At 39.0% G+C, this 26788-nt stretch carries 18 protein-coding genes; 2 read left to right on the forward strand and 16 right to left on the reverse strand.

What is annotated here, in order from left to right; translation table 11 throughout:
* Window positions 1-53: 53 nt before the first annotated feature.
* Window positions 54-3629 carry a methionine synthase gene (gene metH, locus AC5JMK_RS06875; protein WP_495909713.1) on the forward strand — a complete coding sequence of 1192 codons (3576 nt, stop codon included), beginning with the start codon at window positions 54-56 and terminating at the stop codon, window positions 3627-3629.
* Between the two features lie 337 nt (window positions 3630-3966).
* Here the strand turns inward: metH and AC5JMK_RS06880 are convergent, their stop codons facing one another.
* A complete protein-coding gene (locus tag AC5JMK_RS06880; protein ID WP_495909714.1) occupies window positions 3967-4179 on the reverse strand; it encodes a hypothetical protein in 213 nt (70 codons plus the stop codon).
* A 287-nt stretch (window positions 4180-4466) separates the two neighbouring features.
* Between AC5JMK_RS06880 and AC5JMK_RS06885 the strand changes: the two genes are divergently transcribed.
* Window positions 4467-5690 carry an MFS transporter gene (locus tag AC5JMK_RS06885; RefSeq protein WP_096675136.1) on the forward strand — a complete coding sequence of 408 codons (1224 nt, stop codon included), beginning with the start codon at window positions 4467-4469 and terminating at the stop codon, window positions 5688-5690.
* 84 nt (window positions 5691-5774) lie between these two features.
* Here the strand turns inward: AC5JMK_RS06885 and AC5JMK_RS06890 are convergent, their stop codons facing one another.
* The 15 genes from AC5JMK_RS06890 to AC5JMK_RS06960 all read right to left on the reverse strand — a co-directional run bounded on the left by AC5JMK_RS06890 (window position 5775) and on the right by AC5JMK_RS06960 (window position 25361).
* A complete protein-coding gene (locus AC5JMK_RS06890) occupies window positions 5775-5969 on the reverse strand; it encodes a hypothetical protein (protein ID WP_096675135.1) in 195 nt (64 codons plus the stop codon).
* Window positions 5970-6659: 690 nt separating this feature from the next.
* Window positions 6660-7784, reverse strand: a complete 1125-nt coding sequence (gene glf, locus AC5JMK_RS06895) for a UDP-galactopyranose mutase (RefSeq protein ID WP_096675134.1) — start codon at window positions 7782-7784, stop codon at window positions 6660-6662.
* Between the two features lie 45 nt (window positions 7785-7829).
* Window positions 7830-9662 (reverse strand): glycosyltransferase family 2 protein, encoded by a 1833-nt coding sequence (locus tag AC5JMK_RS06900; protein WP_096675133.1) that lies wholly within the window; start codon window positions 9660-9662, stop codon window positions 7830-7832.
* 42 nt (window positions 9663-9704) lie between these two features.
* Complete coding sequence (locus AC5JMK_RS06905) at window positions 9705-11018, reverse strand: glycosyltransferase (RefSeq protein ID WP_096675132.1); 1314 nt, start codon at window positions 11016-11018, stop codon at window positions 9705-9707.
* A 96-nt stretch (window positions 11019-11114) separates the two neighbouring features.
* Window positions 11115-12311: a glycosyltransferase family 4 protein gene (locus AC5JMK_RS06910; protein ID WP_096675131.1), complete on the reverse strand. Its 1197-nt coding sequence runs from the start codon at window positions 12309-12311 to the stop codon at window positions 11115-11117.
* Window positions 12312-12343: 32 nt separating this feature from the next.
* On the reverse strand, window positions 12344-13651 hold the full coding sequence (locus AC5JMK_RS06915) for an ABC transporter ATP-binding protein (protein WP_096675130.1): 1308 nt from the start codon (window positions 13649-13651) through the stop codon (window positions 12344-12346).
* 2 nt (window positions 13652-13653) lie between these two features.
* Window positions 13654-14433 (reverse strand): ABC transporter permease, encoded by a 780-nt coding sequence (locus AC5JMK_RS06920; RefSeq protein ID WP_495909719.1) that lies wholly within the window; start codon window positions 14431-14433, stop codon window positions 13654-13656.
* Window positions 14434-14683: 250 nt separating this feature from the next.
* On the reverse strand, window positions 14684-15643 hold the full coding sequence (locus tag AC5JMK_RS06925) for a glycosyltransferase family 2 protein (RefSeq protein WP_495909715.1): 960 nt from the start codon (window positions 15641-15643) through the stop codon (window positions 14684-14686).
* A 224-nt stretch (window positions 15644-15867) separates the two neighbouring features.
* Window positions 15868-16836: a glycosyltransferase family 2 protein gene (locus AC5JMK_RS06930; protein WP_096675128.1), complete on the reverse strand. Its 969-nt coding sequence runs from the start codon at window positions 16834-16836 to the stop codon at window positions 15868-15870.
* 14 nt (window positions 16837-16850) lie between these two features.
* On the reverse strand, window positions 16851-18071 hold the full coding sequence (locus AC5JMK_RS06935) for a glycosyltransferase (RefSeq protein ID WP_096675127.1): 1221 nt from the start codon (window positions 18069-18071) through the stop codon (window positions 16851-16853).
* Between the two features lie 105 nt (window positions 18072-18176).
* Entirely contained in the window at window positions 18177-19169 is a 993-nt protein-coding gene (locus tag AC5JMK_RS06940) for a methyltransferase domain-containing protein (RefSeq protein ID WP_495909716.1), read from the reverse strand.
* A gap of 90 nt (window positions 19170-19259) precedes the next feature.
* Window positions 19260-20657: an O-antigen ligase family protein gene (locus AC5JMK_RS06945; protein WP_096675125.1), complete on the reverse strand. Its 1398-nt coding sequence runs from the start codon at window positions 20655-20657 to the stop codon at window positions 19260-19262.
* Between the two features lie 33 nt (window positions 20658-20690).
* The gene (locus tag AC5JMK_RS06950; RefSeq protein WP_495909717.1) at window positions 20691-22835 is read right to left on the reverse strand and encodes a GumC family protein; all 2145 of its coding nucleotides are present in this window, start codon (window positions 22833-22835) and stop codon (window positions 20691-20693) included.
* 100 nt (window positions 22836-22935) lie between these two features.
* Entirely contained in the window at window positions 22936-24108 is a 1173-nt protein-coding gene (locus AC5JMK_RS06955) for a glycosyltransferase family 4 protein (RefSeq protein ID WP_096675123.1), read from the reverse strand.
* 53 nt (window positions 24109-24161) lie between these two features.
* Window positions 24162-25361, reverse strand: a complete 1200-nt coding sequence (locus AC5JMK_RS06960; protein WP_096675122.1) for a glycosyltransferase family 4 protein — start codon at window positions 25359-25361, stop codon at window positions 24162-24164.
* Window positions 25362-26788: the final 1427 nt, after the last annotated feature.

The following is a 26788-nucleotide window of genomic DNA, read 5'->3' on the forward strand; positions in this document are numbered from 1 at the left end:
AAATAATAAATTAAGTCGAATTATTAAGACTAACCAAATTTCTTTTGGCAAATATGACTCATCCCTTTTTAGAACACTTGCATAGCCCTGAACGTCCCGTAATTGTTTTCGACGGTGCGATGGGAACTAACTTACAAACGCAAAATCTTACTGCTGAAGATTTCGGTGGTGCTGAATATGAAGGTTGCAACGAATATCTAGTCCACACCAAACCTGAAGCTGTGGCCAAAGTTCACCGTGACTTCCTTGCTGCGGGTGCGGATGTGATTGAAACCAATACTTTTGGTAGTACACCTATAGTATTGGCAGAATATGATCTCGCTGATCAAACATACTACCTTAACAAAACCGCCGCCGAACTAGCAAAGCGTGTCGCAGCAGAATTTTCTACACCAGAAAAACCCAGGTTTGTAGCTGGTTCAATGGGTCCGACAACAAAATTGCCTACTTTGGGACACATTGATTTTGACACAATGAAAGATAACTTCGCCCAACAAGCAGAAGCTTTGTGGGATGGTGGTGTCGATTTATTTATTATCGAGACTTGTCAGGATGTGCTGCAAATCAAAGCGGCGTTGAATGGTATTGAAGAAATTTTTGCTAAAAAAGGCGATCGCCGTCCTTTGATGGTTTCTGTGACAATGGAAACAATGGGGACAATGCTAGTAGGTACGGAAATCAATGCTGTGCTAACTATTTTGGAACCTTATCCAATAGATATTCTCGGTCTAAACTGTGCCACAGGACCAGACCTGATGAAGCCGCACATAAAATATCTTTCCGAACATTCTCATTTCGTAGTTTCCTGTATTCCTAATGCTGGTTTACCAGAAAACGTCGGTGGACAAGCACACTATCGCTTGACACCAATGGAATTGCGGATGTCATTGATGCACTTTGTTGAAGATTTAGGTGTCCAAGTAATTGGGGGTTGCTGTGGGACACGTCCAGATCACATTCAACAATTAGCACAAATCACTAAAGAACTTAAGCCAAAAGTTAGAGAACCGCAGCTAGAACCAGCCGCAGCATCAATTTACAGTACTCAGCCTTACGAACAAGATAATTCTTTCTTAATTATCGGTGAACGCTTAAACGCCAGTGGTTCTAAAAAATGCCGTGAATTGCTCAACGCAGAAGACTGGGATGGACTAGTGTCGATGGCGAGAGCGCAAGTCAAAGAAGGCGCACACATCCTGGATGTTAACGTCGATTATGTGGGACGTGATGGCGTGCGAGATATGCACGAATTAGTTTCTCGCATTGTCAACAATGTCACACTACCTTTGATGCTCGATTCCACAGAATGGGAAAAGATGGAGGCGGGTTTAAAAGTCGCTGGTGGTAAGTGTTTGTTGAATTCTACCAACTATGAAGACGGCGAACCACGTTTTTTGAAAGTATTGGAATTGGCAAAGAAATACGGTGCTGGTGTCGTCATTGGTACTATTGATGAAGAGGGGATGGCGCGAACTGCCGAAAAGAAATTCCAAATTGCTCAACGTGCCTACCGTCAAGCATTAGAGTATGGTATCCCATGCCATGAAATCTTTTTTGATACACTTGCTCTACCTATTTCTACGGGAATTGCAGAAGACCGAGAAAATGCCAAAGCGACTATAGAAGCGATTCGTCGCATCCGCAAAGAATTGCCTGGTTGTCATGTTGTTTTAGGTGTATCTAATATTTCCTTTGGTTTGAGTCCCGCCGCCCGGATAGTGCTGAATTCCATGTTTTTGCATGAGGCGATCGCAGTAGGTATGGATGCGGCAATTGTTAGCCCTAACAAAATTTTACCACTGTCGAAGATTGAAGAGAAACATCAACAAATCTGTCATCACCTAATTTACGACGATCGCAAATTTGAAGGTGATGTCTGTATTTATGATCCCCTAGCAGAATTAACCAAGATGTTTGAAGGGGTGACGACAAAACGTGACAAAGGTGTTGATGAAAATCTCCCCATTGAAGAACGTCTCAAGCGTCACGTGATTGATGGTGAACGTATCGGTTTAGATGCAGCACTGGCTGAAGCGTTAAATAAATATCCGGCTTTGGATATTATTAATATCTTCCTGCTAGATGGAATGAAGGTAGTAGGTGAGTTGTTTGGTTCTGGACAAATGCAGCTACCTTTTGTGTTACAGTCAGCCGAAACCATGAAAGCGGCGGTTGCTTACCTAGAACCGTTCATGGAAAAATCAGAAGCTGGCAACAATGGCAAGGGTACGTTTATTATTGCCACAGTCAAAGGTGATGTTCACGATATTGGGAAAAACCTGGTAGATATCATTCTCTCTAACAACGGTTATAGGGTGATTAACCTGGGAATTAAGCAGTCGGTGGAAAACATCATTGAAGCATACGATAAGCACAAAGCTGATTGTATTGCTATGAGTGGGTTGTTGGTGAAGTCTACCGCCTTCATGAAAGAAAATTTGCAGGTATTTAATGAAAAGGGAATTACTGTCCCTGTAATTTTGGGTGGTGCGGCCTTAACTCCCAAGTTTGTTTCTGAAGATTGCCAGAAGACTTACAAAGGTAAGGTAGTCTATGGCAAAGATGCTTTTTCAGATTTGCACTTTATGGACAAATTAATGCCAGCAAAAGCATCTGGAAAGTGGGATGATCTGCAAGGATTTTTAGGTGAATTGGCAGAAGAAACATCTCAAAATGGACATAAGGAATCTATAACAGAAAAATCTCCAGCAGAAAAAGCACCTGTCGAACCAACAGAAGTTGATACCAGGCGTTCAGAAGCTGTGGTGGTAGATATTCCACGTCCCACACCACCTTTCTGGGGAAGTAAGTTATTACAACCGAGTGATATTCCTTTAGAAGAAGTATTTTGGTATTTGGATTTGCAAGCTTTGATTGCAGGACAATGGCAGTTTAGGAAGCCAAAGGATCAATCTAAGAAGGAGTATCAGGCTTTTTTGGATGAGAAGGTATACCCAATTTTGGAGGAGTGGAAGCAGCGAATTATTACAGAGAATTTGTTGCATCCGCAGGTTATTTATGGGTATTTTCCTTGTCAGTCTGAGGGGAATAGTTTGTATGTTTACCACCCCGAAAATGTAGAGACACGTTCGCTTTTAGCGTTCCCGCAGGGTAATTTGGCGTCTCTACAACTTGTTACAAAATTTGAATTTCCCCGTCAAAAATCTCTGCGTCGTTTATGTATTGCAGATTTCTTTGCATCGAAGGAGTCAGGGGTGATTGATGTGTTCCCGATGCAGGCGGTGACAGTGGGTGAAGTGGCGACGGAGTACGCGCAGAAGTTATTTGCAGATAATCAATACACAGATTATCTGTATTTCCACGGTTTGGCTGTGCAGATGGCAGAGGCTGTGGCTGAGTGGACTCATGCACGAATTCGGCGGGAGTTGGGTTTTACTGCTGAGGAACCGGATAATATTCGGGATATTTTGGCCCAGAGGTATCAAGGTTCACGGTATAGCTTTGGCTATCCGGCGTGTCCAAATATTCAGGATCAGTACAAGCAGCTAGAGTTGTTGGGGACTGAGCGGATTAATCTGTATATGGATGAAAGTGAACAGTTGTATCCAGAGCAGTCTACGACGGCGATTATTTGTTACCACCCGGTAGCGAAGTATTTTAGCGCGTAACTTCACCCCCACAGCCTCTCTCCGAACTTGCGGAGAGCAGGTATCAATTATAGCATAGACGGTGATTATTTCGTTTAGCATATTCCCCTCCCTTTTTCATATCTTGGAGGCAAGGTGGTTTCATACGAAAAAAGAAAAATATGGAAGTCTGTATTTCTCGTTTTGAAGCATAGATTTTTACCCCTCTCCAAACCTCTCCCCTTATTAAGGGGAGAGGCTTTAAAAGAAGATTTTAATTTTTCTCTGCTTGTATGAAACCACCCTGCTTTTTCATATCTTGGAGGGGATTTTATTGCATAAAGTTTATAAGGAAAAATGGGCAACACTCAAAGACCCGCTACGGTTGATTTTGATGGAGAGTTGAGGTGTTGTTGGAGAATTGCTTTTGAGACTGGCTGATTACTTGAAATTCATCTGGATTTAGCGACAACACAATATTTTCAGACTCTACCTGAATGAGCCAGCGATCGCTCATCTTTTCGTTGATAATTATTTCTCGACCACAAACAACTCCCCTTCTTCCGGCGACATATTCCGGGTACAGGATCACAACAATGTTTCCTAATTGAATCTTCTGTGGATTTTGCAATCGCGTTTTTTAGCTTGATATTATATAGACTGATAATAACTTGACCATTAGGAATCAAACCTTAAATTTACAGAAAAAACTGTATCACATATATCATTTTGCTAATTTTGTTTTAGACAAGATCAAACATACTCAGTAATATAACGCAGTCAACCAGTATCTAAAGTTTGCTGTCTGAAGAATGGCGATCGCTACTTGCAACAAGTGTGTAATTCTTAAAATAATTAAGGCGAGCAACATCAGGATTTATGGCATCTAAATTGCGATCGCTTTTCAATAATTCAAGCTGGATTGGTGTGGCTTTATCTTTCTACGCTTTTATTGCAATTGGTATCGCTGAGGGAGGTTTGGGTGTTCTCATCCCCTCGATCCAAGCAACATTCAATCTGACTTCTGCAACTGTCACCTTACTTTTTCTCAGCCAAGTTTCTGGTTACATATTTGCTGCACTGACTAGCAGTCTTCTTAGCAGTCGCATTGGCTTGGCACGGATGTTATTAATGGCGTCTTTTTGTCTTACCTGCGCTCTTGTTTGCTATGCTGTTTCTCCCTACTGGTTATTAATGGTTGCAGCAGGTACACTCCTTGGTTTAGGAATTGGCTTGATTGATGCTGGTATTAATACTTATATTGCGAACCACCAAAATAATGCTGATTTAATGGGTTTACTGCACGCTTTTTATGGTATCGGGGCGTTGCTAGGCCCTGCTGTCGCTACAACACTGTTAGCAATGAACATCAATTGGCGGGGTGTGTATTTTGTCATTGCTACTGTTGTTGGTTTAACAGTACTAGGGATGCTATGGGCTGTTGTGTATAACTATAGACCACTTACTAAACGAACTAGTGTTACAGATACGAGTGCAACAGCTAATTTAAGTGTAGCTTTGAGAACACCTACAGTGTTGCTGGCTGGATTATTCTTGCTAATTTACGTAGGTACAGAAGCCTCAGTTGGTAACTGGGCTTACAGTGTTCAGACGTTAGGTCGAGGGACGCCAGAAATTCTTGCAGGCTATAGTGTCAGCGCCTATTGGTTGGGGTTAACCTTGGGACGTTTAGCTACGGGGCGTATGGTGAGATATCTCGGTGCAGTCCGTACTTTGGATAGTGCTTTAATATTGCTAGGAGTCAGTTTAACTGCTTGGTGGTTGCTACCGAAACAATTATTTAGTTTACCGATTATTGGCTTTGCTTTGGCTCCTATTTTCCCACTGACAATTTGGTTAATGCCGCAACGAATACCTACTGCAATTGTACCGGCGGGAATTGGTTTTATGACGAGTGTTGCTAGCTTGGGGGCTGCGGGAATTCCGGCTGGTGTTGGCGCTGTTGCAGCCCGTTTTAGTTTGGGGATTATTCCAGTTTTGATGATTCCTTTAGTAGTAATCATGGTGATGTTGCATCGTTGGCTGGTAAAGCGATCGCCTGCTAACCACGATAGAAAAGATTGGTTTAGTAAAAAAAGGTAAAGGATGAAGAGTGAAGGGCAATAGGTAAGAACACCAATGCCCAATACTCAATGAAATCCCATTGGCTTCAGGCGTGGGATGAGCTTAACTGAACTGTTGCAGTTGGCTACCAATCCAAGTAGCACCCCTAGCTATACATTCAGGACAAACATCTCCGTAGCTGTCACCTTTGTCGCTGCACACAATTAATCTTGCTTCTTTCGTCTGAAACAAGCGATCGCATACTAAACACATTTGGCTGTTTGTTAAGAAGCTGTTACATTCTATTTGAAACTTCATCTTTTCACTTCCTAAGAAAGTTTTTAAATAAAAACTGATTTTTATCACATAAATATAATATTAGTTTCTACTTTAATCAACTAAAAAATATTAATAAGTAATCAGCAATACTATTTACTTTCTAAAGACGAAAATAAGTTGTAATACTAATATTAATCATTTAAAAATTATATGCAAAATATGACCATCAAATAACTAGATAATATAATGTATTGCTAACTTTAGTTTCCCTATTTAGACTACTAAGCTGTTCTAAAAATGGGTTTGCAAAATGCGTGGACTTAATTACAATCCTCACGCATTAAAATACAATTAATTAACTTAATAAACATATAGTAATCCTAAATCCTTTGCGAGAAAGTTGGAAACGATTGAGCGAATAAAATTAGCTACTGCACAAAGAAAATCTATTTAACTGAACTTTATCAAATCTGACTTTTCACGGCATCTGGAAAACGCCATTTTGAGCTTTTCTCACTGCAATATTTTTATCCAATATTTTTTGTATAGATGAACACTTAATTACTTAATATTTTTTATAACTTTAGTCGGATTAGAGTTAACTATTTCTGCGAATATATTGGTTTTGAGGTAAAGTCAAACCTATTATCAACACGATAATTGGTGTCCAAAGTGATGAAGGAGGAGTCGAGTCTAAGAAAGACTTTTACTCCTCTTTTTTTAAAGTAATTATATTTCAATTAACTTTTTCTCGAACACACCAAGCGCTCGAATCACAGCCTGATCCATGTCATAGTACTTATACTCAGCAAGCCGTCCAACAAAGATTACCGTACCATTCAAGTTATCTACCTCTTTGAGGTAAAGGTCTAGCCGTTCACGGTTCTCCTCACGAGGTATGGGGTAATAGGGGTCGTTTTTCTCTGGGATATAAGCTTGAGGATATTCCATCACCAAAGTCGTTTTGGGTAAGCTTTGTCCCGACAAATATTTTTGTTCAGTAATGCGGGTGATGTCGTAATCGTTGGGGTAGTTGACCGTACCTACTTCTTGATAATACTCTTGCTCCAAAGTTTCAAACTGAAAGCGCAAACTACGATAAGGCAACTCGCCATACATATAATCAAAGAAAGTATCAATCGGTGCGGTACAGATTATCCGGTTAAACTTAATGTCATCAATAACTTCCCGGTAATCTGCGTTCAGGAGTACCTTGATGTTGGGATGAGTAAGCATTCGGCGAAACATCTCGGTATAACCGTACTTTGGCATAGCCTGATATATATCCTGAAAATAACGGTTATCCCGACTGATATAAACTGGAACACGTCCTGTTACTCCACGATCCAATTGCTCAGGTTTTAATTCCCACTGCTTAATTGTGTAGTGGAGGAAAACATTTTCATAAATGTAGTTAGCTAAAAACTCTAAATCTCCACTAGTGCTTTCACGCAACTTGAGAATAGGGACTTTAACTCCAAAGCCGAAGTGTTCTAGAAGCAAATTCTCCAACTTCTGTGCATAGTGTGGAGGAAAAAGAGCATAGAGAGAATTGAGATTAAAAGGAATAGGCACTTTCTTTCCTTCTACAACCCCCAGCACATGATGATAGTAGTGTCTCCACTCAGTAAATTGAGAGAGATAATCCCAGGCTTTTTTAGATTTGGTGTGGAAGATATGAGGACCATACTTATGTACTAAAATGCCATGCTCGTTGTAGAAATCGTAAGCATTACCACCAATATGATCCCGCCGTTCCACAACTAGCACTTGTTGTGCCAATTGAGTTGCAATCCGTTCAGCTAGCACGCAGCTTGAATATCCAGCCCCTATAATCAGCCAATCTACTTTCATGCTGCTTCTCCTTACTTGACATAGTTTGGATGTTGAAACTTTGTCTTACTTTTGAAGTTCAAGATATTCCTGCCAAAATTGCATAGAGGTCAAGTCGTTGAATGCTTTTTTCCACTCTGCACTGACACTAGACCATCTCAAACAACTCCTAATTGCAGAGTTAAACCAAGTAAATAAAATATTAAGACCAGCTTTTTGATCGAATTCGTACTGATAAGAGTTAGGATTTTCGTCTATAACATAAATAATTCTTTTTTTAGCTAACCCTTTACAGATAGAATCACGTTCTTCTTCTTTAACACTAACTCGAATAATCACACTCTCGTCAGCAATTATAAATTGTGGAACTAAATGACCATTAAGCGTTAATAAAGTAACTATTTTTTGAAATGTTCCAGCTTTAGTAACCTGATAAAATTCACTCCGTAAAACTGAATTAACCAATATAGTTTGATTTTTATAACTTTTACTGAGTTCATAAATTTTAGAATGTAGAATCTCTGGATAGTTGTTGGTAATGAAATTAGGCCCCTGCATATAATCTTCAAAACCTTTAATTACCATTTGTGCAGAATTATAATCAAAGATGCATAAAGAATATAGGATAGATTGTGTGAATATTTTAACTGTTTTCACATATTCCAAGGAACTATGAATTGAATTAGTTATTAAGTGATTACGAATGTGATAGTATGAATCCCAAATGGGTCTTTTAGCATAAAAGGGTTCGTGCCACACAGCTATAGATGGAAAAGCCACTATTCCATTATCAAAATGTTCATTAATTCTTAAACCAAATTCCATATCATCTATTTTGATAAACAAGGGGAGCAGTAATCCAATCCTTTCGACAATTTCTTTAGGGAAAGCAAAAAACCAAAATCCCCCATAATCGATATTGTCTTCTAACAAAAGTGAGGTAAGTGTGATGGTATTTCGTAAATCAAGATTGTGCTTTAGAGGATAACCTGTGAATTTATCTTGCTTGATGTTTCCTTCATCGTCAATGGATTTATTATATATTGCTCCTGCTTCATATAAGATGTGTTTTTTGTATAAATCGAGCATACTGCCAGCTACAGCAAAATCTTTCTTTGCATACTCATATAAAGAAAAAAGCCTGTAAATAGCTTCACTGTCTATCTCTATATCGTCATCCATGAACAAGAAATGTGTATAAATGTCTTCTTGCAACGCTTCAATCAATCCTTTAGTAAAACCACCACTTCCACCGACATTGCGATTATAAATAAGCTTAAATTTATAGTCTTTAAAATCACTCGTATTTAGAGTTACGCCATTGTCCACTACAAAGATTTTGAAGTGTTTATACTGCAATAAATTGTCTTGCAAAATAGTATTGACTGTCTTTTTTACATAAACTTCTTTTTTAAATGTACAAGTGATAATAGCTAATGACACATCCCTATGCTTTTCTTGTTCAGTTACAACTAACCCTTCTGTAAATAAACCTTGCTGACTAAGGCAAGTTATTTCTAGATAAATGCGACCAGCTTCTTGATCGTGCTTGAGTTTGGGTAAGCAAAATTTAGCATAATCTGATATTTTACAATCTTTAAAACTTTGATTGAAAATAACTTCTCTTGTAATCGCTTCCGAAGTTTCTCTATAAGCAAAAACCTCAAAATTTCCCTCTAATCTCAGTAAATAATAGAGTGAGTTAATATATGTATATTTTGTATAGTATTTTTCGTATAATGAGTTGAAATAAGTGTTTAAAGATATGATAGTATCTTTATGTAAAATGAATTGTTTTTTGTCTTCCTTAAAATTAATTGATACATCATTAGAAAGTTTGAAGTATAAATCAGAAATCTCAGCAGTTTTAGGAAATTGTACTCTGCTCACTATATTCATATGCTTCCTACCTTTTAGGCGTGTTTCCTGAGAATAATTAGTTTAGGTTCTGTTATAGTGTGATACTTGCTCTAAGTATTGGTAAATGTAATCTACAAAAGGTTGATAGACTGCTTGAGGAGAAAGCTTGGCGATCGCATAACTATGAGCTTGTTCCTCCATCCATTGGCGCTTTTGTTTGTTGGTTAGCACTGTGTGTATAGCTACTGCGAAATCTTCAGGTGCATCTGCTACCAGAACAGCACTACCTACAACCCCACCCAGTCCTTGAACGCCTACACTGGTGGAAACACAAGCACGACCATAGGACATTGCTTCTACGAGTTTGATTTTCAGTCCGCTACCAGCTAGCAAAGGAACCAGACAAACTTCAGCAGCACCATATTCCGGTTCCAAATTATCAACCCTACCCAAAAGATGAACATTCGGAAAAGATTCTTGTATCAAGTCACAGACAGTACCACATACGTGGAGACTACAATCGTGGATTAACTGTGTAACTCTTAACCACACATTTTCAAGAAACCACTTGAGACCATAGTAGTTGTGATCCACACGACTTCCAACAAACAAGCATCGTCCAGGTACTTGCGTGACGCTGGGATCATGAATTATCGCAGCTTTAGGTATACAGATAACCTCAGATTGAGGTGTCATTTGCTTGAGGAGTTTTGCTTCTTCTTCCTGAATAGCTAAAATTACCTGTGCTTTGCTTAACTGTATTGCTTCGTGTTCCCAACTCCAGTTTGATTCAACAGTGGTAAGTCCTAATTTTTTAAAGTGAGCATATCTTTGATGGAGTACGTCGTGGGTAAGTATAACTTTCAATACTGTTTTATCTAAAACGGGGGAGTCTAAAACACTTCCTAGAAAAGTGTAATTAGCGATCGCTACATTAGGTTTGAATCTCACAAACCTTGAACTTGCAAAATTTAGCTCCTCTGGCGTTGGTAAAGCATCCCAAGCTTGAGTTTGTCGTTCCTTCCTGATAGAACGGTAAATGTTTTTCAGATTTTCTGGTAAGCAAATATAAACCAATCGCACCAATTCCATTAACCAATCTGATAAAGGGTTAACTCTAAGCAGAAGACGACCTATCCTCAAGTTATTCTTAACCGACACATTAGCAAGTGTTGCCAATGCAGGCGAAATTATATACCAGGGAACTCTGCCTTTAGGTGATGAATTAGGAATTACATACTCAATTTCACAACCAGCTTGCCGCAAGTAGCACAGAAAATTCAATATATAAGTAGCGTTACCAGCAGTATTCTCAACAGGAATATCTCTACCAACAAATTGAATTTTGATAGGTCGGTCAATACGATATATAGACACATTTTTGACTGAAATCATCAAATATATAACCTTATTTTGAAATTTTTAAAATTATGACATTGAAACTTCTGACATCAATAAAACTAGACAAGATTGAATTAGTCAAAACTTCAACTATAGATTAGGAACAGAGGTTTGTATCAATTTGTGCCAAACCTCTAGGGTTTCTTGTACCATTCTTTCTTCAGAAAACTCTTGAGCATGTGTTTTGGCATTCTTTGCTATCTCTTTCATGCGATCAGGATTTCTGAGTGACCATCTCAATTTCTCAAGCAGATCATAGGTATCTCCAGTTCTAAATAACAAACCGTGAACTCCATGTTCAATTACCTCTGGAATTCCACTTGCATCTGAGGCAATAATTGGTAAACCATATGCCATTGCTTCAGCGATCGCATGAGATTGACCACCTTCATAGTGGGTTGGAAAAACAAACAAATTAGCAGCTTGCAACCACCTACGGACATCAGATCGATAACCTAGCATGAAAACTTTGCTCTCAACACCATACTCTCGTATTTGACTGGATAATTTCTTCCTTTGCTCACCTTCACCAATCCAGATAAATTTCACATCTGGGAACTCTTTAATAATATGAGGAATGATTGGGATAATATCCATGTAACCTTTTTGCTCATGTAAGCGTCCTACTGTGAGCAGAAGTTGGCTATTTTCACAAATCCCTATTTCCTTTGTTAACTTATTGTGGAATTCTACATAGTTTGTTTTATTTGTGCCAAGAATGGGCTTAATACTAGCACCGTTATAAATGCAGAGGATTTGATGTTCAGGAATTTGAAATAAATTAGCCACAAGTCTGCGATTATTTTGAGAAATAGCTAATAATTGTTGATTCCTATTTCTTGCCCAGGTATATGCTTTTAATTTCTTGGGACTATAAGGCGTTTGCCATATAGGTGGAACTAGCCCAAACCGAATTATAGTTGGTATTTTTAGAAATCCACAAGCCATAATACTGCCAAAGCAATGGTCAGGCAATGGAAGAATAATTTGTACAACATCTGGCTTCACTTTGAGCAGTAATAAAATTGTTCGTACAAAATATGGTAAATATTTTTTGAAATATTTTTTCAAGATTACCTGGTTACGATATTGTTTTTCCTCAATTTCTAAACGATGATATTGTACACCTGCTGTGAGCAATTCTTGAACTAAAGCTTTTGTTCCATCAGAATTTGGGAATGCTACATGAACATTCCAACCTAATATTACAGATGCTGACGCAATTTTTAAAGTATATTCTTCTACTCCACCGCGTATAATTGATGGAATAATCAGTAAGGATTTCATGATTTTAATTTTTGAGAATTGAAGATTTTATATTAATTGTCAATCATTAATTTTCCACCATTTATTTGCCATGTTCGCGGTTGGTAAAATAAACATTGGCTCATATTGATATACTCACTAACTCTAAATTGAAAAACTTCAACTGCATCAAGATAATTGTGTCCAGGTTGACCGATGAGTACCTTCATAATATATAAACCAGGTCTTAAGCTAAGGTATGGGATCTGAAGCTGAATTTCTTGCCTTTCTGGTATGAGATTAAATTTCACCTGATCACTAAAACTACTCAATCGGAGAATAATTCCTCCCTCTCCAAATTTTTCTTGAATTAAAACAATTACACCTACATTTTCGATATAAATATGAGCTTTGCATCCTATGCAAAAATTAGTGGATTTACCACAAATCGGTGATGCAATTATTTTTCCTTGATTATCTTTAAAACAGAGATAAATAATATCCACCCCTAGACTTTCATTCTGAGATTTTTCTGGTAGAAATAATGCCTTTGTAGAGTATTCTGCCCGTTCCCTCAAAAAAAGGTCTGCTTCATACTTACTCATTATTAAATGAGGTTCTCCAGATGCAATTACATTGCCAGATGAAAGGTAAATTGCCGTATCACAGGCCGTTAGTATAAGATTTGGATCGTGAGAAACGAGTATTAGAGATGTGCCATATTTGCGTAACTCACCAAGACGGTGAAAGCATTTAACTCTAAACTTCATATCTCCGACAGCTAGCACTTCATCAACCAGTAAAATATCTGGATTTGTATGAATTGCACTGGCAAATCCTAACCTTGCAGCCATCCCAGAACTATAACTCTGTACTGGTGCATCGATTGCATCCCCAATTTCTGCAAACTCTACTACTTCATCAAATCGCTCATTAATTTCCTTCTTTGACAAACCCAAGATTGACATATTGGCATAAATATTTTCTCGCCCTGTCAAAATAGGATTGAATCCAGCACCTAAAGCAATCAAAGGTGCTACCCGACCATTAACTTCTACAAAACCAGTATCGGGTTTAATCAACCCTGCAATCATCCGCAATAAGGTAGATTTTCCACTGCCATTTTTACCAACTAAACCAAGTGCTTCTCCTCGACACAATCGAAAATTAACATCCTTCAATGCCCAAAATTCTTTTGGTCGAATAATGTCATTTTTCTCTCGCAGACCAAGTAATTCAGAAGCAATATCTTGAATACCATAGAGTAGCGATCGCTTTAAATCTCGACAAAACTTTTTAGAAACACTGTTAACTGAAAGAACAATTTCATGATCATTTTTGTATGGCTTTGCTGAAATTTCCTGCTCATTGATATCAAGCATGATTAAGAACTCATTCTCTCAACGACATAAGGCATCGCCAGACGATAGATAATCCAAGCTAAAACTAATCCCACAATTGCAATTAGACTGGCTATCCAAAATCCTTTGGGGTCAGATATCACACCTGTTGTTGCCAACTCCCGTGTTGTTACTAACAAAGGTGTAACAGGATTGAGATTAACAATAGTGCCGAATATGCCATTATTGGGAACTGGGTAGACTACTGGCGTCAGAAATAGCCAAAATCCAGTTATTAAGGTTAGCCCCATTGAAAAATCTTGATAGAGAGCGCTGAGTGGAGCTAACAGCAGACCAAAAAAAGTTCCTAACAATATTAGATGAATTAATGCGATTGGCGCTAAAAAAACGCTCCAAGTTACAGGGATTTTAAACCAGATGAACAAACCCACAATCAGAATTAGTTTGATGCCAAAATTGAAAAAAACTTCCCCTAATTTGGCAAGAATCAGCGCTTCTCTAGGGAAATTAATTCTAGAAAGCATCATTTTGGCAGCTATCACTGCTTGAGGAGGGCCATTCAATGCTTCGACAAAGGTTTGCCACAATGTCATGCTGAACATGACGTAAGCAGGATAGGGTAAGTCCGTAATACCGATATTGACAACTCCACCTCCTTGGGCAAGGGTAAAGCCAACTGCCATAAGAATCGGAGGTATAATTGCCCAGAAAATACCTAAAAATGACTGACGGTATTTAGCGCTGATATCTCGAATCATCAGCCGCCAAGCCAACTCTCGTGATCCTAACAAGTCTCGTCTCATTTCTTTGAATAATTGAAGCGGACGCCTCATTTGACTCTCAGGTCGATGCACTACTCTATAGACTTTTGGAGGTAATTTTTGAGTCTGTTTAGAGAATTTATTGTGTTTCAAATAATGCTGATTTTTGTGCATCATTATTAACTATTTATTGCGGTGAAAAAAAACATAAGAGGGCAAAAAATAAGGGTAAATAAATAATTTATTTGAGCATTTCTACAAATGATTCTGCTAATAATGGATTGAATCGCTATTAGACAGAGACACCTGGTATAAACCGACGCACAATACGAGACAGTTCTCGCGCTCTATCGTAGCTTTGAAGACCGAACCAGCGTGCGATCGCTATTGCTAAACTCAAGCGTAAATAGATGAATGTGTAGCGTATTCGGGGATAGTGCAAAATAGCTTGCCGACGGTAATGCATAGCATTCTGATAGTTCCCTGTGCCTTGTAGATAACCCCAAGCTGCAAAGAAGTTCATCCAGCCATAGCTTTGGTTTCTCAAATACAGCAACTCCAAGGGAGCAGACTGGAAGGTTTTCTCAATCACCTGGCGCAGCTCCTGGATCATCTTTTCGTGGTTCCTGCTAAAACTGTTAGGAAGCTGTCGGTAGAGAATTAAAGGTTCTTTGACAACTCCAAAGGGATAACGAGCAGCAATGCGAGTCCACATATCTCGATCTGGAGCGTAGCGAAAATTTGGATCGAATACCCCCACAGTTTCAAAGCAACTACGGCGAACCATTGGTGTACTACCATTAGAAATCATGTCTCTGACAACAATTTGCTCCCATACATTCCCCTCTGCATGGAAAGCTAGCACTATACCTGTGGACTTACCCCACTGATCAACAAAAGCCGTCCAAGTATAAACCAAACCAACTTCTGGATTATCCTCTAGATAATGTACTTGTTTTTCTAATTTAGTTGGCTGCCACAAGTCGTCAGCATCCAAGAATGCGATGTATTCCCCTTGAGCATGGGTAATACCTGTGTTACGTGCAACAGATACACCCTGGTTTGGTTGCGAAATCAGCCTTACACGTGGATCTGCTATCTGATTAGCCCATTCAACGATATTGTCTGAGCTACCATCATTAATGATTAATATTTCAAAGTCTGTGAAAGTCTGCTGCAAAACACTCTCTAGAGTTTCTGGCAGATAAGTCATCGCATTGTAGGCTGGAATGACAACAGAAACTTTTGACATATGTGATCTCTCTGAAGGTAAGTAGTTTGTAGCGTTCCTAGCACATAGTTCTCTATAGGATTCCTATTTGATTTTTGAACAAAACTCAGTACACATCTAGCTTCCTTTTTTTCTTTCTTTCCCTATTGCCTATTGCCTATTGCCTATTGCCTGCCTCCACGAGTAAATTCATTAATCAAATCGGATTGCTATATAAGTAATCGCTTTGTCTGGGTTTTGGAAGTTCACCTAATGGAATGCAATTGTGCAACATTTAAAATCCGCCGCCGCACAGAATAGATTAGGGCTAGTACTCTCCTAAAGCCATCAGCATCAAACCATTGCATCATGGCGATCGCTAAACTCAAGCGAATACAGTCCCAAGAATAATGTAATTGTGGATAATGAGCGATCGCTTGCTGACGATAATGAATCGCCTGATTAAAATTTTTGTTGTTTACAGACTTCCAAGCTAAGTAAAGATTCTGATTTCCATAGCTTCGATTTCTTAAATAAAGTAATTCTGTGGGAACAGACTCAAATGCTCTTTCAGTAAGAATACGAAAATCTTTGAGAACTTCTTTGCAATGCGTAGACAAAGTCGAATCATGTAAACGATATCTTGTCAAAGGTTCCCTAATTACTGCAAAGACGTAACGAGACGCAAAACGAATCCACAGATCATTATCTTCACAATAGTGTAGCTCCCGATCAAATCCCCCAACAGTTTTTAAACAAGTGGCGCGAACCATCACCGAAGAAGTAACAACTATATTTTTTTGAACAATCTGTGTCCATACATCACCCTCTAGTTGAGTGGTAAGTAATTTTCCTGTTTGATTACCTTCTTTATCAATTAACAGTGTCCAGGTATGTACTAAACCAACTGTGGAATTATTATCCAAACAATGGACTTGTTTTTCCAATTTTCTTGGTTCCCAAAGATCGTCAGCATCTAGGAATGCTATGTATTCTCCTTGGACGTGAGCAATACCTGTGTTACGTGCTGCGGATACACCCTGGTTGGGTAGCGAAATCACTTGCAATCGTGGATCTACTAACTCATCAGCCCATTCCACAATATTGTCTGAACTACCATCATTAATCATCAACACTTCAAAATCTGTAAAAGTTTGTCTAAAAACACTTTCTAAAGTTTCTGGTAGATAAGTCATAGCATTGTAGGCTGGAATGATTACAGAAACCTTTGGCATATAAACCTCAAAATTTAATCAGTTTTGACTGGTAATTTTTTCTTGGACTGCACAATAGTTTCTAAAATCACATCGCGGTAGCGTAGTGTCATAGCATCCCAACTAAAACGTGTAGCATTCTCTCTAGCCAGTTGACTCCAGTTCCCACTCAACGCATGTTTTAGAGCAGTAGCATAGATATCCAGATTGGTTACATCGCAGAGAATACCACCCTTGCCAATCATATATTGTCGTATTTGATCATCAGTAGCGACCACAGGTAAACCACTAGCCATTGCTTCGAGATACACCAGTGCAAATGGCTCATAGATAGAAGGAAGTGTAAAGACATCGACACTCCGGTAGACTTCAGCCATTTGTTCAAAAGGGAAGGTGCGAATCGCAAAGCGTTCTTTACCTAACAGTCGTTCACCCAGTGATTGAAAATAGATGCGATCGCCTCCGTCTCCACACACCAGAAGACTAACTCCACTCAGACGAGACACTGCTTGCATCGCTAGCTCAACTCGCTTTTGATTCTGGCAATTTAACGAAGCGACACACAATACTACTGGTTTGGGTAAACCAAGATCAAGGCGAGTTCCATGAGGGGTAAATTTGTCGAGATTCACACCATTAGGAATTACGCTGATTGATTGTGTTGGTTTCAGGTTACGAGCAAACGCAGCCGTAGCTGCATCAAAAACCACCAGATGATTCGGACAAAAGCGTAGATTGCGCTTCAGACATTTGCCATTCTGTACTAATGAGCCATCATCCCCTCTACCTAGTAAGCTATTGTGTTCGGTGAAAAGAATCGGAATTCCCGTGAGCGATCGCACACAAGCAGCCATAGCCAATCCACCGTAATCGTTATGAGGAAAGATTAAATCAGCAGGTTTACTGAGCAGACGGAGTAGAGAAGGAAAAAAACTGGAGACATGTTCCAACAAAATTTCAGGAGTTGTAAAACCCTTCAACAGTGGAGCAATCAAAGGATGACGCACAGCATTAGCGGTGTAGGTACGAGGAATACATTTGACGGGATAGCTAAAGGAGCCACAAGGAGCGCCACTCAGTAGTTCTACCTCAAAGTAAGAACTCAGGCGATGTGCTAGCTCAATAGCAAGATTCTCCGCTCCACCACTCCAGTTAACTCCTGCACTTGGATGAGCTAGAACAATTCTGTAGGGTAGTCTCTCACCTTGTCCATTTATATGGGTTTCATCAGTTCCACTCATTAGTTGTTGTGTCATCCTGAAAATACTCCACTTGCAACAACAATATGGCTAGGCGATCGCAAGTTTATATTTCTTTAGAGCAATAGTTTTCCCAGATCTATGCATACTTTTTTAACAACATCAAAAAGAACTAGACTGTGTACCTCTATAGAGTTTTAGCAATTCTCGATCAGATAGAATACGTTCGCTTTTCGTACCCATGAAATAATATCCAGAAGCAGAATCAAATGTACCAGGTTGATTGATTAAGTAGTAGTCAAAATACTTTAACCAAAAGGATGTTAGTCTCGCAAAAACCTTCACTAATGCTCTTGCTATAGGTTTCTTGACAAAACTGAGTAAAAAGTATTGATATGACCAAGCTAATGCCATTCCTGGCCCACAAACTGCACCACTATCAATTTCTTCAAAATTATGGAATAGTCGCCGATGTCCTAAGTGAGTAAAGCGAGTAAAATCATATTTCCCCAAATGAACTTGTTGTATGAATGGTGTTTCTGAATAAACTAAACCATTGGGTTTTAAAACTCGATAAATTTCTTCAACACAACGCTTTGGATCTATAACATGTTCGAGAACAGCTTGTACGATAACTCCATCAAATGAATCTTCTGCAAAAGGTATTTGATGGGCATCACATATGACTGATATCCGAGAACCAAAAGTCACATCTGTCTCAATGAATTCAATCTCAGATCTTGACAATAAATCTTCCATTCCTTGACCAACAACACTACCACCAATAATCAAAACCAGAGGATTTTTGTTCTGCTGAAGCAGAATTTCTGTGAATTTTTGAGAATTCTTTTTGGTTTTAACATTTAGATTGATTCCTGGCACTATATTTACCATCAATCTTTCTAGTTTTGATTTTGGTTTGAGAGTAATTTGAACCTTGTCTATAAAGTCATTAACAGAGAAAACACTAGACAATTCATCTATCAAAATAGGTATATTATTAACGAGATGAAATTTATTATTGCATTGATTATTTGTACATCTCAGTTGATTTTTCGATAATTTAAATCTAGACTTACATACTGGACATCGCAGAATATCTTGAGTACTTTTTGCTGATTTTATGGGAAAATCTGTTTTGATTTCAGTATTCATAGATAGGTATCATCACTATTTTTTTATGCTAAAAAATTGAAATGAAATACTTTGGTCAATTTATAACGAAAATTTTTCTAGAGGACTAACCTAAACAGTCCTTGTGTCGTTCCAATTCCAACCAGCTACTGCCATTAGAGTCATCCAGTAGAAAAAGAGAGTGGTATGGCTCCATATGTTTTCAGTAACCATCGCTACGGGTATAGACAGAAAAATAGCCAACATAGTTAAACACAGATCACGCTTTGCACTACCAGGGGGTGCTGATTGTATTAACTGAACAATGCGTATACCCTGAACGAATAAAAAGAGTAGAAAAATTACTAAACCAATAATTCCCTCTTCGACTAAAGCCCGCACATAATCATTGTGAGCAATAAATCCATTACCAATCGTGTTGGCACTTGCCAAACCGTATCCAAATATTGGAAACTGCTGCCAAGCATTGAGAAGTAAATGCCAGTGGGAAAGCCGCCAGTTGAAACTGTTATAATCGCCCTGAGACATTAAAATTGCTCGCGAAACATCAATATCTGGATTTAGTAGTGGTGTGTTAGCCACAGAGTTCAGGCGTTCTTGTCCAAACTCTGTACTGGCAAATAATCCTATGACTAGCGCCAAAAATATGACTCCACCTATGAGATTGGCTATATTTAGTCGAGGAGTAATTAAAACCAAAACAAAAGTAGCAATCATTATCAAACCAAATAGAGCTTTGGTACCTACAAACAAAAAGGCGAGTAAACCCAGCAACAATAACCATGAATAATATTGCCTTGATTGCCTTAGCTTCCAGTAAGTCAGGCCGATAAACAGCAACAGTAAAGTTGTAAAGCCATTAGAGTGTCCTATGGTTCCCTTGATTCGAGAACCATCATCTCCACCAGCCAAGAGGAAGAAAGGTAAGATTGACGGCATAAATACTTGTATCAATGCAACTGTGATCGGTACAACTAGAGCCAGAAACAGTGTAGAAATTATCTTTTCAGGAGGAAGTCGATCCTTTAGTTGCATGACTAACAGATAAACCATCAGCCATGAAAAAAGGCGAATCCACTCACGGATACTCTCTGGTAACAACGAAACATTCAATCCCAACCCTCCCAGAGGTAGGAGCATCACCCATAAGCCTTGTACCATTACCCAGGCGGCAAAAAACCACCAAAAGCGATCTGTATGTACAGTTTGACCTGTCAATAACTGTATAGTCACATATAGTAAAGTTAGAATATCTAATCCTACGGCAAACGCAGCTGGTATTTGTTGAGCAGACCAAGGATCAAGACAGGTACGAAAGATCAATAGACCCATTACTGTTTGCTCAAACCTGGTAAAGAATAAGATGACTACAGCGATCGCCACTAGAGCTAAACACAGATAAAGAGGTTTCGCACCTGCGAGAAATCCTGCAACTATACCAACTCCTACACCTACCAACCCAATCAACAGTGGCAAAACAGAAGAATTTGTACGTTGATTAGTCAACATAATTAGCTAGATTGCAAATGGTTTTTAGCAACTTTAAGCAGAACTACCCTGGCTTAAACCTTTGGATAATAGGGATCTATAACCATTAACGGGATAGCGGTAATATCGTTCAGTCTGCTGTGTAATTCCATTGACAACTACTCCCATGATTGGTATTTGATTATGTGTTAATTCTGATACTGCTCTTTGCAGAACTTCTTTAATTGTGAAATTCGGACGTGTAACTAACAGAATTCCATCACTTTGCCGCCCTAATGTCTGAGCATCAGCACAAGCACTAAGAGGAGGAGTATCTATAATGACACAATCATACTGCCGAATTGCTTCTGTTATTAGAGACTTCATAACCTCTGACTCTAGTAAATGTGAGGGATGTCCATACAAATCACCACAAGTTAATACACAGAGGTTAGCAATATGAGTGCGTTGCACCGTTTCTTCTAGAGATCTTTGTGAATCAATCACATCTGTAATTCCTGGCTGAGGAGCTAAGTTAAATAATGTATGCAGCACAGGACGACGCAAATCTGCATCAATCAGCAGTGTGCGTCGGGACAACATGGCGGAAATCACAGCCAGATGTGAAGCAACTACCGATTTTCCTTCCCCAGTGATACTGCTACTAACAACAATTGATCGCAATGGTTCATTACTACGAAACTCTAGGTTTTTAAATAGAGTGCGGTATGGCTCAACCAAACCAACATGATCTAAAAATTGTCCAGATGATTCAAGAGCGATCGCATGAGTTGGTAGACGTGGTAATACTCCCAACAATGGTAACTTCAATAATTCCTCAGCTTCGGAAGCATCCTTTAAAGTATGATCCATAAGCTCCAGTAACAGGACAATACCTGTAGCTAAAGCAGTTCCGAATACAGTCGCGATCGCCAATATAGCTTTCTTATTGGGTAAGGACGGTTCTTTCGGTGGTTGTGCTGCTTCAATAATTTGGATATTACCAACCAGTTGAGCTTCAGCAATCCGCGCTTCTTCCAGTTTACTTTGCAGTAACTTCAAAGATTCCACAGCCTCTTCTCGTTTCCGTGTGAGTGGAGTGAGCTGTTGCTGTTTGATTGGCAATTGTGCTAAACGAGTTTGGAGGTTAGCACGATTAGCTTGCACAGATCTAAACTTATTTTCAATTGCCAAGCGCTCTACATCATTAACAATCAGTTGAGAGGTTAAGTCTTGGCTGATTTTATCACCTGCTACAGAGCTAGAGGAAATAGATGTATTTCCAGGCGATACACGAGCTAATCCTTGCAAGTACAACCCACGTAAACCATTTCGTTGTCCAAGCAGATTAATAACAGTGGGATGACTCTCTGTTAAATACAAACGAGCTTGAATTAGCTTAGTTTCTATTTCTGCTAACTTATTGCGTAACGCCTTGAGTTCTTCATCTTGACCACCACGCACTGCTGCATAAGCTTGATTCAGAGCTTTAGCATCGGTGACTTGTCGCAGTGAAGCTTCTTTGGAGCGCAATTCTTGAAGTTGAGCTACAAGAGTATTCTCCTGCTCTTCCAAAGTAGCTAAACTATTCACCAAACTTTTGGTTTGCTCATCAAAGGAGACAATACCACTACTTTGTCTATATTTATTTTCCTTCTGTTCAGCCTCCTCTACTCGCTTGCGAGCATCAGGAACCTTTTTTTCTAAGAATTTGCGAACATTAGCAGCTTCTTGACGGATAACTTGGGTATTATCCTCAACCATTGCTTGGGAAATTGCATTGACAACTTTGGTTGCAAGTGTAGGGTTTTTGTTAAGATAGCTCACCTCCAAAATATTAGTAGCGGGAACAATTTTGACTTTCAAGTTTTGACTTAATTGTTCAACTGTCAGTTCATTTCCAGGTGGACTAAATCCAGATTCAGCAGAAACCTTAGCTAGCGCTTTTTGAAGAACTCGCTGCGACTTAATTAATTCTGCTTGGTCAGCTAAAGGGTTAGAACCACCTGGTGTACCCGGACTGAGTTGAGTCAAATCCCGTCCCAATTCCGAAACGCTTACCCTTTTTTGATCAAGTATTAGTCGCGTCGATGTTTCATAAAGCCTTGGGGTAATTTGAAGGTAGGCGATCGCTCCACCAATGACAGCAGCAAATGTAGCTAGAGCTGGTAGAGTACGCCGCTTCAATATAAATAGTAAAGATGATAAGCCTTTTTCCATAATTTTTGGGGAACGGGGAACGGGGAACGGGGACAAGGGAGACAAAGAGAATGACAAATGACCAATGACCATTGTAGAGACGCGATGAATCGCGTCTCTACTAATGACGAATGACCATTGACTCTGGACTATTGACTACTAGTTCAGGGGAGTTCAACACAGTTGTATATAGTTTCAAGGTTTCTGAGGTAATGTGATCCCAACCATAGTGAAGTTGTACATGTTTTTGTGCATTCTCAGCCATTGCAGCCATTTGTATTGGGTGATCAATTGCCCAATCTAGAGAACGAACACAAGAGTTGAGGTTTCCAGCTTCAAAAAGCATTCCCCGTCCCCCACAAATCAATTGCTGATGGGGTGGGATATTACTTGCCAGTACTGGTATACTTTCTTGCATGGCTTCTAACATCGCCAGAGGAAGTCCCTCTAAATCAGAAGGTAGGACAAATAACCCTGCACCTCGGACAATTTCCCACAAACGAACACCCCTAAGTTCCCCAGCAAATACGATATTGGGATTGTTCGCTATCTTTTCTAACAATTTTGCGGTAAAAGATTTTGTATCGCTGACACCTCCTGCAATAACTAGTTTCCATCCCTGCGGTTTCAAGATGTTAAAGGCTTCAATAAGTAAGTCGGGACGTTTTTCTGGTACTATTCTGCCTAAAAACAAAATATAGCGTCCCTTAGTAAGTCCTAGCTGGGTTGCATAGGTGAAATTTGGATCTGAATCACCATAGCTGGCTGGAGCATTAGGAATGTAGACTGTCTCTCGACCATAGGTTTGTAAAAAATAGGATTTGAGGGCATCAGATACCACAATAATTCCATCAGCAAAACGTACTGCTGCCTTCTCACCCATCTGGATTAAGCGAGTAGAAAAATTGCCCCACTTGGCACGTTGCCAATCTAATCCCTGACAGGTGACTATTACTTTGGCAGAGGTGGTAATTCTAGCTAAACCAGTAAACAGAGATGGGCCAAGAGCGTGAAAATGAATAATATCGTATTTTTGACCAGTAGCAGCGATCGCACTTAATGCTGAGGTCAGAAAAGCATCCACACCTTTGATATGCAAACCAGGTAAGGAGACGACTCGAACTCCTTGAAAATTATGATGAACAAGCCAGGAATTCTGGGTATAGGAACAGCGAGCAAATAAATCCACGATGTTACTCTGTGCTGTCATGCGAGGATATATTTCTGCACAGTAATGTTCGATCCCACCCTGCTTGGGAGGTAGACCTTTTGCACCAATAACGGCAATCTTCATACCAACATACCAATCAGTTGTGCTTGTGCTTTAAAGCCTCTTTTATATAAGAGTCAATTGGATTCATTCCAGCGTTGCCACATTTGGCTGTAAACTTCGTTAATTACAGTGTGTGCAGCATAGGGCTTTGCAATTTGTGTACAAGACTCACTTGGATAATCCTCTGGATGCAGCAATATTTTGTGTAAGGCATCTGCTAAACTCTTGGGAGTGCGTTCTTGACAAACAACTCCAGTCTTAGCAGTCAAAATTTTTGGTGTTTCACCGCATCTAGTCGTAACTACGGGTGTTCCGCTAGCAAGTGCTTCCAGCGCTGCTAAGGGTAAACCTTCATATGCACTGCTGAGAACAAAGATATTGCTGATTTGATACAACTGTGCCATTTGTATTTGCTCTACTGCACCAAGCATGGTTACTTGCTCAGATAAGCCTAATTGATCAATTTCTTCACGCACAATCTTTGCTAACTCGCCATCACCTGCCAAGAATAAATGAACATCCGTAATATTCAACGCTGCAAATGCATGTAGCAACAAAATCGGGTCTTTTTGTGGGTGCAATCTGCCAGCAAACAGTACAAAACGTGTATCTTCAGCTAATCCCAGATGAGATGCTAGTTTGGCTCTTGATGCTTCCCGTTCTTCCTTAGTTAATGGGTAGAATATTTCATTGTCAAATGAATTTTTGATGTAAGTAACACGTTCTGCTATTTTTGGGTAGCGCTGTCGGTACAGTTCTGCTGTATCTGTGTTACATGAAAGAATTTGGTTAAACTGTCCAAGTAATATTTTTTCCAAAGCAAAATAAGCTCCGGGAAATCTTCGCCACAAAATCGCCTTTTTGTCACCCGCAGCCTGCATCTGTGTGCGAATATCATTGTGAACAAACAGAGTTTTCTCTCCATACCAATTAAGAGCTGCTAAGGTTGGCTCCAAGCGATGAAAATGCATGAAGTCTGAAGCAAAGCAATGCCCCAAAAGACTAGCTGTATACTTGAATGTGGTAGGTATTAAACTTCTAACATTGTCATTTTGCAGAGTAAATAAAGGTAGGAAACTAATTACCCTACCAGCTAATTCTGCTTCTTGCCAATTAGCTACAATTTGGTTGCGATCGCATCCTGTTCCTACTAGCCGCACCTCAAATTTATCGGGAGCATATTTAATAAAATTTTTGATCAGTGTCTGAATTCCACCAATTGTGGTATTCCAAGGATTGAATTGATAAAAAATTGTCAGAACAGGTTTACGCATGAGATGCACCCTACACAGTTACTGTGCAATTAATTAGGTGTTTTTATTAGCAAAAGATCTCAAGAAATATTAGCTACTTCCGTCATCCGAGTTTAAATGTTGGATTTTGGATCGGTGAAATACAATTAGCAAACTTACGTCGTCACATTGATTACTTTTCCAATTCTGGAATCTGAGGGCTTGTACCCTGCTCGGAATTATCGGTCAGTTCTGTATTTTTTTAATCTAAAGACATTGATGATTTTTGAATTCCTCCGATAGTAGTATTGCGTGTTAAATTTATTTTTTGAAACTCTTTATAAAATACCTACGCATAGCCATAAAATAAGATTGCTCTCGCGTGTACACTGAGCAAGCTTTTAAATTCATAAAACACGCAAACAAAAAATTTACTATTTTTTCATCAATACTTTATTACACCTTTAATTAAAAATCGTAGTCTTTTTGAACTTGAATTTCACTGAGTTCTACAAACCTTTACACAATCTTTATATAAAATCGAATGTGATATAATTTGCTATAAAAAAGTATTGTATGCAACTAATATTTAGTTAAAAAAAGTATAAGTATTAAAATACTTGTATCTTAAGTATAAAGATTTAATGAACCTTTGTGATTAAGAAGTTATAAGTATTTGAAAATAAGAGCTTATTTGATATATATTTGAGGCTGCTTTTCTGTTCGTTTTTTGAGAGTTTTATTCTGCTGTTGCACCGTTGTTTTATATTCATTGTCGTTATTTTACATAGCTGATACCTTGGTTTGTGGAGACAAAAAAGAAGTGGGTAGTCCTCCATCACACCCACCTACTTAACCTTCTGCGCCATACTGGAGCTTTGTGTATTCCTCACTTAGCTCCTTTTCTATAGTAGGGCTAGCTCTTAAAAAACACATTTTATAACCCTTATATAGCAAGGCTTTTAGTCAATCAGGAAAAATGTGTTTCTTTTATTCGTTGCTAGCAGCGAATAAACGCCGCTAGTTAGGCGCTCATATCTTGCACCAGCTTTTCATCCCGCCAAAAAATAAATTTTTTAGCTAATAGCTAAAGTCTGCTTAAGCAGACTGCTTGATTTGTTTTAGTCATCTGAAGACGACTTGTGCTATTAGCTAACGGTTTAAACCCAAGCGCAGTATATTGAAAAAATTGGGATCTTCCCTCTCAAAAAGCTTGATTACTTTCTCAAAATGCCTATTTGCTTTCTCAAAATGCCTATTTGCTTTCTCAAAATGCCTATTTGCTTTCTCAAAATGCCTATTTACTTTCTCAAAATGCCTATTTGCTTTCTCATTTCGGTAGATTCAGCAAGTAAAAAGCCTGATTGCTTTCTCAAAAAGCTTAAATGCTTTCTCATTTCGGTAGATCGCGTATTCATTTCGGTAGATTCAGCAAGTAAAAAGCCTGATTGCTTTCTCAAAAAGCTTAA

Source organism: Pelatocladus sp. (genome assembly GCF_059505505.1).

Coding starts and splice junctions, on each gene's coding strand:
- metH (WP_495909713.1), top strand. CDS start 54: ATGACTCATCCCTTTTTAGAACACTTGCATAGCCCTGAACGTCCCGTA.
- AC5JMK_RS06885 (WP_096675136.1), top strand. CDS start 4,467: ATGGCATCTAAATTGCGATCGCTTTTCAATAATTCAAGCTGGATTGGT.
- AC5JMK_RS06890 (WP_096675135.1), bottom strand. CDS start 5,969: ATGAAGTTTCAAATAGAATGTAACAGCTTCTTAACAAACAGCCAAATG.
- glf (WP_096675134.1), bottom strand. CDS start 7,784: ATGAAAGTAGATTGGCTGATTATAGGGGCTGGATATTCAAGCTGCGTG.
- AC5JMK_RS06900 (WP_096675133.1), bottom strand. CDS start 9,662: ATGAATATAGTGAGCAGAGTACAATTTCCTAAAACTGCTGAGATTTCT.
- AC5JMK_RS06905 (WP_096675132.1), bottom strand. CDS start 11,018: ATGATTTCAGTCAAAAATGTGTCTATATATCGTATTGACCGACCTATC.
- AC5JMK_RS06910 (WP_096675131.1), bottom strand. CDS start 12,311: ATGAAATCCTTACTGATTATTCCATCAATTATACGCGGTGGAGTAGAA.
- AC5JMK_RS06915 (WP_096675130.1), bottom strand. CDS start 13,651: ATGCTTGATATCAATGAGCAGGAAATTTCAGCAAAGCCATACAAAAAT.
- AC5JMK_RS06920 (WP_495909719.1), bottom strand. CDS start 14,433: ATGAGACGAGACTTGTTAGGATCACGAGAGTTGGCTTGGCGGCTGATG.
- AC5JMK_RS06925 (WP_495909715.1), bottom strand. CDS start 15,643: ATGTCAAAAGTTTCTGTTGTCATTCCAGCCTACAATGCGATGACTTAT.
- AC5JMK_RS06930 (WP_096675128.1), bottom strand. CDS start 16,836: ATGCCAAAGGTTTCTGTAATCATTCCAGCCTACAATGCTATGACTTAT.
- AC5JMK_RS06935 (WP_096675127.1), bottom strand. CDS start 18,071: ATGACACAACAACTAATGAGTGGAACTGATGAAACCCATATAAATGGA.
- AC5JMK_RS06940 (WP_495909716.1), bottom strand. CDS start 19,169: ATGAATACTGAAATCAAAACAGATTTTCCCATAAAATCAGCAAAAAGT.
- AC5JMK_RS06945 (WP_096675125.1), bottom strand. CDS start 20,657: ATGTTGACTAATCAACGTACAAATTCTTCTGTTTTGCCACTGTTGATT.
- AC5JMK_RS06950 (WP_495909717.1), bottom strand. CDS start 22,835: ATGGAAAAAGGCTTATCATCTTTACTATTTATATTGAAGCGGCGTACT.
- AC5JMK_RS06955 (WP_096675123.1), bottom strand. CDS start 24,108: ATGAAGATTGCCGTTATTGGTGCAAAAGGTCTACCTCCCAAGCAGGGT.
- AC5JMK_RS06960 (WP_096675122.1), bottom strand. CDS start 25,361: ATGCGTAAACCTGTTCTGACAATTTTTTATCAATTCAATCCTTGGAAT.